The sequence below is a fragment of the Plantibacter sp. CFBP 13570 genome (genome assembly GCF_014841395.1).
Taxonomy (GTDB): domain Bacteria; phylum Actinomycetota; class Actinomycetes; order Actinomycetales; family Microbacteriaceae; genus Plantibacter; species Plantibacter auratus.
In genome coordinates this window covers 67844-76518 of the sequence record NZ_JACYTW010000013.1, presented here as the reverse complement: position 1 = coordinate 76518, position 8675 = coordinate 67844, and the positions used below count along the sequence as shown (strand labels likewise).

Below are 8675 nucleotides of genomic sequence, written 5' to 3'. Positions count from 1 at the left end.
GGCACACCTGCGCGGCGCCGTCGACCTCTCCGGCCTCGCGCGTCGCCACCAGACGCCGCCCGCCGGCGCGCCGACGCAAGCAGGCGCGCCTGCAGAAGCGCCCGGCGCGACGACCGACCAGACCGTCCAGGTCCCGTCCCTCGTCTTCGACGCGACGGACGACGGGTTCGGACAGGTCGTCGAGCTGTCCTCCGTGGTCCCCGTCGTCATCGACCTCTGGGCCGAATGGTGCGGACCGTGCAAGCAGCTCTCGCCGGTGCTCGAGCGCCTCGCCGCGGAATACGCCGGTCGCTTCGTGCTCGCCAAGGTGGACGTCGACGCGAACCCGCAGCTCTCCCAGGCCTTCCAGGCGCAGTCGATCCCCATGGTCGTCGCCGTTGTGGGCGGACGCCCGGTGCCGATGTTCAACGGCGCGATCCCGGAGTCGCAGGTCCGTGACGTGATCGAGCAGTTGCTGCAGCTGGCCGAGCAGAACGGGGTCTCCGGTCGGGCCGTCGTCGCCGATGGCGACGCTGCAGCCCCCGCCGAGCCCGTGGAAGAGCCGCTGCCGCCCCTCCACGCCGAGGCGTACGAGGCCATCGAGCGCGCCGACTACCCGACGGCCATCGCCGCGTATGAGAAGGCCATCGCGCAGAACCCGAAGGACGACATGGCTGTGGCCGGCCTCGCCCAGGTCCGTCTGCTGCACCGCCTCACGGGGAAGACCCTCGATGAGATCCGCGGACAAGCGGCCGCCGCTCCCGACGACCTCGACGCCCAGCTGACCGTCGCCGACCTCGACCTCTCCGGAGGACACCTCGAGGACGCCTTCGACCGGCTGCTGACGCTGTTCCCCGACCTCGACCAGTCGGGCAAGGACACCGTCCGGACGCGCCTGCTCGAGCTGTTCCAGGTCGCCGGCGTCACCGATCCGCGCGTCATGAAGGCCAGGGCCCGGTTGACCGGCCTCCTCTACTGATCGACCGCTGCACGACGAAGGCCCGCCTCCCTCAGGAAGCGGGCCTTCGTCATGCATCCGGGTGCTGCGGAAGCCTGGTCAGCCGACGTGCTTGAGCCAGATCATGCCGAGCGGAGGGAGCGTGAGCTCGGCGGAAGCCGGGCGTCCCGCCCACGGTGACGCCGACGCCTCGATCGATCCGTAGTTGCCCACGCCGGATCCGCCGTACTCCACGGCGTCGGTGTTGAGCAGTTCCTCCCACCGACCCGCGCGAGGCAGACCGACCCGGTACGGGCCGACGGGGGCGCCGGAGAAGTTGACGAGCGCGGCGATCACGTTGCCGTCGTCGTCCCAGCGCAGGAAGGAGAGCACGCTGTTCTGCGCGTCCCCGGCGTCGAGCCATTCGAAGCCGGCGGCGTCGTGGTCGAGGGCCCAGAGAGCCGGGTGCTCCGTGTACACGGCGTTGAGTCGGGACACGAGGCCGAGCAGTGCCCGGTGGCTCGGCTGGTCCAGGATCCACCAGTCCAGACCGCGTTCCTCCGACCATTCGGAGGGCTGACCGAACTCCTGGCCCATGAAGAGCAACTGCTTGCCGGGGTGGGCCCACATGAAGGCGAGGTAGGCCCGCATGTTCGCGAGTTGCTGCCAGTGGTCACCGGGCATCTTCGCGAGAAGGGACCCCTTGCCGTGGACGACCTCGTCGTGGCTGATCGGCAGGAGGAAGCTCTCGCTGAAGGCGTAGACCATCGAGAAGGTGATCTCGCCGTGGTGGTGCGACCGGTAGAGCGGGTCGTGCTCGATGTACTGGAGCGAATCGTGCATCCAGCCCATGTTCCACTTCAGGCCGAACCCGAGTCCGCCCTCGCTCGTCGGCGCGGTGACGCCGGGCCAACTCGTCGACTCCTCGGCGATCATCACGATGCCGGGGTTCCGTCGATAGGCCGTCGCGTTCGCCTCCTGGAGGAGACTGATCGCTTCGAGGTTCTCGCGCCCGCCATGGACGTTCGGCAGCCACTCGCCGTCCTTCCGCGAGTAGTCGAGGTACAGCATCGAGGCGACGGCGTCGACGCGCAGGCCGTCGACGTGGAACTCCTCGAGCCAGTAGAGGGCGTTGGCCACCAGGAAGTTCTTGACCTGGGGCTGCCCGAAGTCGAAGACGAGGGTGCCCCAGTCCGGCTGCTCGCCGCGTCGCGGGTCGGGGTGCTCGTAGAGGGGCTGGCCGTCGAAGTTCGCGAGGGCCCACTCGTCCTTGGGGAAGTGGCCGGGCACCCAGTCCATGAGGACGCCGATCCCCGCGCCGTGGAGACGGTCGATCAGGTACTTGAGGTCGTCGCTCGAACCGAAGCGGCTGGTCGGCGCGTAGTAGCCGGTGACCTGGTAGCCCCATGAGCCGCCGAAGGGGTGCTCGGCGAGTGGCATGAACTCGACGTGCGTGTAGCCGAGCTCCGCGATGTACTCGATGAGCTGGTCCGCGAGGTCCCGGTAGCCGAGCCCGGGACGCCAGGAGCCGACGTGCAGCTCGTAGACGCTCATGGGTCCGTTGTGCGGATCGCTCGCGGCCCGCCGATCGAGCCACGCCTCGTCCGTCCAGCGGTAGTCGCTGACACCGGTCACGGATGCGGTGGCGGGGGAACGCTCGGTGAACCGGGCCATCGGGTCGGATCGACGGACCCAGTCGCCGTGCTGGGTCAGGATCTCGAAGCGGTACAGCTCGCCGGCGCCGATGGTGGGGATGAACAGCTCCCAGACACCCGTCGCACCCATGTTGCGCATGGCGTGCGCCGTGCCGTCCCAGGAGTTGATGTCGCCGATGACCCGGACCGCGCGCGCGTGGGGTGCCCAGACGGCGAACGCGGTGCCGGCGACCGACTCGGTGACCCCACGCAGCTCGGTGACGTGTGCGCCCAGGGCGTCCCAGAGCCGTTCGTGTCGACCCTCGCCGATGAGGTGCAGGTCGAGTTCACCGATCGACGGCGCGAACCGGTACGGGTCGTCGGCGTTCCAGATCGACCCGTCGCTGTAGCGGGCGTCGAGCGTGTAGTCGATGATGCCGTCGACGTGGAAGCCCTGCCAGATGCCGGCGCGGACGTGCGCGAGCTCGACGCGCGCACCGTTGGCGAGCACCGCCGTCACCTGATCGGCCAGCGGGCGTCTGGCGCGGACGACCACGAGGGGGTCGCTCACCCCGCCGAGGTCGACCAGGTGCTGGCCGAGGATCTCATGCGGATCGTGGTAGCGGCCCTCCGCGACGGCGTCGAGGATCCAATCCTCGACGGAGGGGAGCGGGAGCTCCCGGGGCGCGGGTGTGGCGTCGACCGGCATCGGTGCGGCTCGACGGCCGGAGCGCTTCGGTGCAGCGGCTCCGTCTGGGGTCACAGGGCTGGTCGTCATGGTCGAATCCTCACGCTCAGGATGTGCACGGGCTCGGTGAAGGCGTCGAGGCGCACGAAGTTGCTGTCGGACCAGATCCACTCGGCCCCCGTGACGAGGTCCGTGACGTCGAAGCTGCCGCCCGGGACACCACCGAACACGGTCTGGTCGAGGTGCACCATGGTCTGTCGGACCGAGTGCGGATCGAGGTTGGCGACGACGAGCAGGGTGTCGTGATCGCCGGTGCCGGTGAACCGCTGGTCGAGATGCTTGCTGAAGACGAGGATCTGGTCGTCGTCGCTCCAGTGGAAGCTGATGTTGCGCAACTGCCGGAGGGCGGGATGCGCACGCCGGATCTGGTTGAGCAGGGTGAGGTACGGCGACAGCGAGGTGCCGGCGGCTTCCGCAGCTGCCCAGTCCCGCGGACGATACTCGAACTTCTCGCTGTCGATGTTCTCCTCGGCACCGGGACGGGCGACGTTCTCGATGAGCTCGAACCCGGCGTAGACCCCCCACGTCGGCGCGGCGGTCGCAGCGATCGCCGCACGCACCTTGTACGCCGCCCGGCCACCGAACTGGAGGTACTCGGTGAGGATGTCCGGCGTGTTGACGAACAGGTTGGGCCGGAGGAAGTCCGCGGTCTCGGTCGCTGCCGCGCCGAGGAACTCCTCGAGCTCCTCCTTCGTGTTGCGCCACGTGAAGTAGGTGTAGCTCTGCTGGAACCCGACCTTCGCCAGACCCTGCAGCAGGGCCGGACGGGTGAAGGCCTCCGCGAGGAACACGACGTCGGGGTCCGTCCGGTTGACCGTCGCGAGCAACCACTCCCAGAAGTCGAGCGGCTTGGTGTGGGGGTTGTCGACGCGGAAGATGCGGACACCGAGCGAGATCCAGTGCCGGACGATGCGCAGCACCTCGGCCCGGATGCCCTCGGGGTCGTTGTCGAAGTTGACCGGGTAGATGTCCTGGTACTTCTTCGGCGGGTTCTCGGCGTACGCGATCGTGCCGTCGGGGAGGGTCGTGAACCACTCGGGGTGCTCGGTCACCCAGGGGTGGTCCGGCGACGCTTGCAGCGCGAGATCGAGGGCGACCTCCAGGCCGACCTTCTTCGCCTGGCGGACGAAGGCGACGAAGTCCTTCTCCGTGCCGAGGTCGGGATGGATCGCGTCATGACCGCCCGCGGAACCACCGATCGCCCAGGGGGAACCCGGGTCGTGCTCGCCGGGCGTGAGGGTGTTGTTCGGCCCCTTGCGGAACGTCACGCCGATGGGGTGGATGGGCGGCAGGTAGAGGACGTCGAACCCCATCGCGGCGACGGCCGGCAACCGACCGGCTGCGCTGCGGAAGGTGCCCGACGTCCAGGAGCCGTCCGGGTTCCGCTCGGCACCCTCCGACCGCGGGAAGAACTCATACCAGGAACCGACGCCGGCCCGGGTCCGCTCGACGCGGACCACGCGCTCGTCGCTCGTGCTCGCGAGACCGGCGAACGGCCGGCGGTCGGCGATGGCCAGGAGTTCGGGGTCGTCGAGCACCGCGAACCGCGCTGCCGGCTCGGCGTCGGTGTCGCGGAGGAGCTTGGCGGCGGCGGTGAGGAAGCGGCGGTCCTTCGCCGGGCGGAGCTTGTCCGTCGCGGCGCGCTCGAGGAGTTCCGCGCCGATGAGGTGCATGAGCTCGACGTCGACGCCGGCCTCGATCTTGACCCGGGCGTTGTGCTCCCAGGTCGAGAACTCGTCGGCGAAGGCGCGGACCTGGTACCGCCAGGTGCCCTCGGTCGCGAGTTGGACCTCGACCTCGAAGCGGTCCGTGCCCGGGGCGCCCGGAGCCATCCGATGCGCGACCGTCTTCCCGCGCGGATCGGTGAGCAGGAGCTCGACCCCGATGAGGTCGTGTCCTTCGCGGAACGCGGTCGCGCCGAACGGCACCACCTCGCTCGCGAACGCCTTGGCCGGCCAGCGGCCACCTTCGACCGAGGGGGTCGGATCCAGGATCGGGATGCGCCCGATGCTCGGGGACAGCGTGAGCGACACCGGTACGGCGTCGTCGACGGTGGAGGACTGCGGTACTGACTTCGGCATAGTGCGTTCCATCTCCTTCGGTGCCACTGGTCCGACCGTACCGCGAAACGACCACCGATGAAGGGGCGCGCGGGCTGTCGCGCGTCATGCTAAGGCCTCGGGCGCGGCCCTGTCCCGGGTGGCCGCCCGATGAGCGTTCGGGTGCGTTCCGCGGTTGCCATAGAGTGAGCGCGTGAAGGCTATCCGCAGGTTTACCGTCCGCGCGCTCATCCCCGAGTCCCTGACCTCGCTCACCGCCCTCGCTGCGAATCTGCGGTGGTCGTGGCACGAGCCGACGCAGCGCCTGTTCGACGAGATCGCGCCGGACGTCTGGCGCGAGTCCGACCACGATCCGATCAGCGGCCTCGGACTCGTGACGCCGGAGCGATTGGCGGAACTCGCCTCCGACGCGGACTTCGTCGGCCGGGCCGACGCCTTGCACGCCGACCTCCGCCGATACCTGGAGGAGCCGCGGTGGTACCAGGGCCTCCCGGACCCGAAACCGCAGACGATCGCCTACTTCTCGCCCGAATTCGGTATCGCCGCGGCCCTGCCGCAGTATTCGGGCGGCCTCGGCATCCTCGCCGGCGACCACCTGAAGAGCGCGTCCGACCTGGGGGTGCCGCTCGTCGGCGTGGGTCTCCTCTACCGCTCCGGATACTTCGCGCAGTCGATCACGAACGACGGCTGGCAGCAGGAGTCCTATCCCGTGCAGGACCCCGACGGACTCCCGGTCACGGTGCTCCGGGAACCGGACGGGACACCGGTCACCGTCACTCTGGCGCTCCCCGACGACCGGAGCCTGTCGGCACGGGTCTGGATCGCCGAGGTCGGTCGGGTGCCACTGCTGCTGCTCGACACGGACATCCCCGAGAACGTCGCCGACCTGCGCGGGGTGACGGACCGGTTGTACGGCGGTGGCGGCGAGCATCGACTGCTGCAGGAACTCCTCCTCGGCATCGGCGGCGTCCGAGCGATCAAGCAGTGGAGCGAGCTCACCGACCACGCGTTGCCGCAGGTCTACCACTCCAACGAAGGCCACGCCGGTTTCCTGGGGCTCGAGCGGATCAGCGACCTCGTCGGCAACGGACTCTCCTTCGACGAGGCGCTGCAGCTCGTGCGGGGCGGGACCGTCTTCACGACGCACACCCCCGTTCCGGCCGGGATCGACCGGTTCGACCGCGAGGTGATCACGCGCTACTTCAGCGGTGACCTGCTCCCGGGCGTCGCCGCACCTGACGTCCTCGCACTCGGCGACGAGACGGCGAACGGCGGCTCGGCCGACGTGTTCAACCTGGCGATCATGGGCCTGCGTCTGGCGCAGCGCGCGAACGGCGTCAGTCGGTTGCACGGCGAGGTGAGCCGCGCGATGTTCCGAGGCCTCTGGCCCGGCTTCGACGTCTCGGACGTGCCGATCACGTCGATCACGAACGGTGTCCACGCCCCGAGCTGGACCGATCCGTCGCTCGTCGACCTCGCCGTGGACCGGTGGGGGACGACCGATACGAGTCGAGCGGACTGGTCCGATCCGTCGCTCTCGGACGCAGAGCTCTGGTCGCGGAAGCACGGGATGCGGGAGCGCCTCGTCGCCGACGTACGGCGCCGGATCGCCGATGGTTATCGGACCCAGAACCCGCAAGCGGTGCTCCCGTCCTGGATCGACGAACTGCTCGACCCCGATGTGTTGACGATCGGGTTCGCCCGGCGGGTGCCGAGCTACAAGCGGCTCACCCTCATGCTGCGCGATCCCGACCGACTGCGCGCGATCCTGCTCCACCCCGAACGGCCCGTCCAGATCGTCGTCGCGGGGAAGGCACACCCGGCGGACGACGACGGCAAGCGGCTCATCCAGCGCCTCGTGCAGTTCGCCCAGGATCCCGACCTCCGATCGCGCATCGTCTTCCTGCCGGACTACGGCATCGGGATGGCCAAGACGCTCTACCCCGGCTGTGACGTGTGGTTGAACAACCCGTTGCGTCCGCTCGAGGCCTGCGGGACGTCCGGCATGAAGGCCGCACTCAACGGAGCACTGAACCTGTCGATCCTCGACGGATGGTGGAACGAGTACGCGGACGGCGAGAACGGTTGGGTCATCCCGTCGGCGGACGGGGCGGCGGACGACGAGGAACGCGACGCCCTCGAGGCCACGGCGCTGTACGAGATCCTCGAGCACCAGCTGGTACCGCGGTTCTACGAGCGCGAGGACGACGGGCTGCCGCAGCGCTGGATGCAGATGGTGCGACACACGATCTCGACGCTGTCCGAACCGCTCAGCGCCGACCGCATGGTCCGCGAGTACACGGAGCGCATGTACCTCCCGGCGGCGGCGATGGAGCGCGAGCTGAACGCGTCCGATCAGCAGCGGGCGCGCGAGCTGGCGGCCTACAAGCAGCGGGTGCGCGAGGCCTGGCCGCAGCTGGCGGTCGCCCATGTCGAGAGCGGCGGTGTCGACGCGGTCCCGCAGGTCGGTGACGTGCTGCGGCTGCGCGCCTACGTCCAGCTGGGATCGCTGTCACCCGAGGACGTGACCGTCGAGGTGGTCTGCGGGGTACCCGGTGCCGGAGGTGAACTGCTCGACATCCGGACGCAGCCGCTCGAGCAGCAGCAGTCCCCGTCGACGAGTCGGCCGGAGCACACACTCGAGTACGCCGGGACGTTTCCCCTCGATCGGGCCGGCGGGTTCGGGTACACGGTGCGCATCGTGCCGAGACACGAGCTGCTCCTCACCCCCGCGGAACTCGGGCTCGTCGCCGTGGCGGACCAGTAGGGCGATCTCCTCCGACGCGCCGGTGCGACCCTCGGGCCGGTGCGTCGAGGGATCCGACTATCTGGCGATCCGCGCGACGACGGCGGCGACGGCCGTTCCGAGGTCGGACGGGGCGAGTTCGAGGTCGAACCCGCGCCGACCACCTGAGACCAACACCGTCTCGTGCTCGAAGGCGCTCTCGTCGAGTACCGTCGGGAGCGCGGTGCGCTGCCCGATCGGGCTGATGCCGCCGACCACGTAGCCCGTCTTCCGCTCGGCGACGGCAGGGTCCGCCATCGTCGCCCGCTTCCCGCCGAGGGCCGTCGCGAGCGCCTTGAGGTCGAGTTGGTCGGCGACCGGGACGATCGCGACCACGAGCGACCCGTCCACCTCCGCCAGCAGGGTCTTGAACACCCTGGGAGGGTCGACCCCGAGCGCAGCGGCGGCTTCGAGACCGAAAGCCGTCACCGACGGGTCGTGTCGGTAGGAGCGCGGGGTGAACGGGATGCCCAGCGAGGTCAACGTCACCGTCGCCGGGGTGCCGCCACCCTCGGCCCTGCGTTTCGCCATC

The 8675-nt window shown here is 69.6% G+C and carries 5 protein-coding genes; 2 read left to right on the top strand and 3 right to left on the bottom strand.

What is annotated here, in order from left to right:
• The coding region (locus IFT89_RS07045) for a tetratricopeptide repeat protein (RefSeq protein ID WP_244650638.1) at positions 1-958 on the top strand (958 nt) is incomplete at its 5' end.
• Positions 959-1036: 78 nt separating this feature from the next.
• On the opposite strand, the gene glgB is transcribed toward IFT89_RS07045, so the two are convergent.
• Positions 1037-3259, bottom strand: coding sequence for a 1,4-alpha-glucan branching protein GlgB (glgB, locus tag IFT89_RS07040; RefSeq protein WP_202938582.1), 2223 nt, complete (start codon positions 3257-3259; stop codon positions 1037-1039).
• 65 nt (positions 3260-3324) lie between these two features.
• Entirely contained in the window at positions 3325-5379 is a 2055-nt protein-coding gene (locus tag IFT89_RS07035) for an alpha-1,4-glucan--maltose-1-phosphate maltosyltransferase (protein ID WP_202938581.1), read from the bottom strand.
• Between the two features lie 172 nt (positions 5380-5551).
• On the opposite strand from IFT89_RS07035, the gene glgP reads away from it, so the two are divergent.
• Positions 5552-8125 (top strand): alpha-glucan family phosphorylase, encoded by a 2574-nt coding sequence (gene glgP, locus IFT89_RS07030; protein WP_202938580.1) that lies wholly within the window; start codon positions 5552-5554, stop codon positions 8123-8125.
• 57 nt (positions 8126-8182) lie between these two features.
• Here the strand turns inward: glgP and ybaK are convergent, their stop codons facing one another.
• The gene (gene ybaK, locus IFT89_RS07025) at positions 8183-8674 is read right to left on the bottom strand and encodes a Cys-tRNA(Pro) deacylase (RefSeq protein WP_202938579.1); all 492 of its coding nucleotides are present in this window, start codon (positions 8672-8674) and stop codon (positions 8183-8185) included.
• Between the last annotated feature and the right edge of the window lies 1 nt (position 8675).

Bases quoted from the DNA above. Each gene is read 5' to 3' on its own strand.
- glgB (WP_202938582.1), bottom strand. From the start codon at position 3,259: ATGCCGGTCGACGCCACACCCGCGCCCCGGGAGCTCCCGCTCCCCTCC.
- IFT89_RS07035 (WP_202938581.1), bottom strand. From the start codon at position 5,379: ATGCCGAAGTCAGTACCGCAGTCCTCCACCGTCGACGACGCCGTACCG.
- ybaK (WP_202938579.1), bottom strand. From the start codon at position 8,674: ATGGCGAAACGCAGGGCCGAGGGTGGCGGCACCCCGGCGACGGTGACG.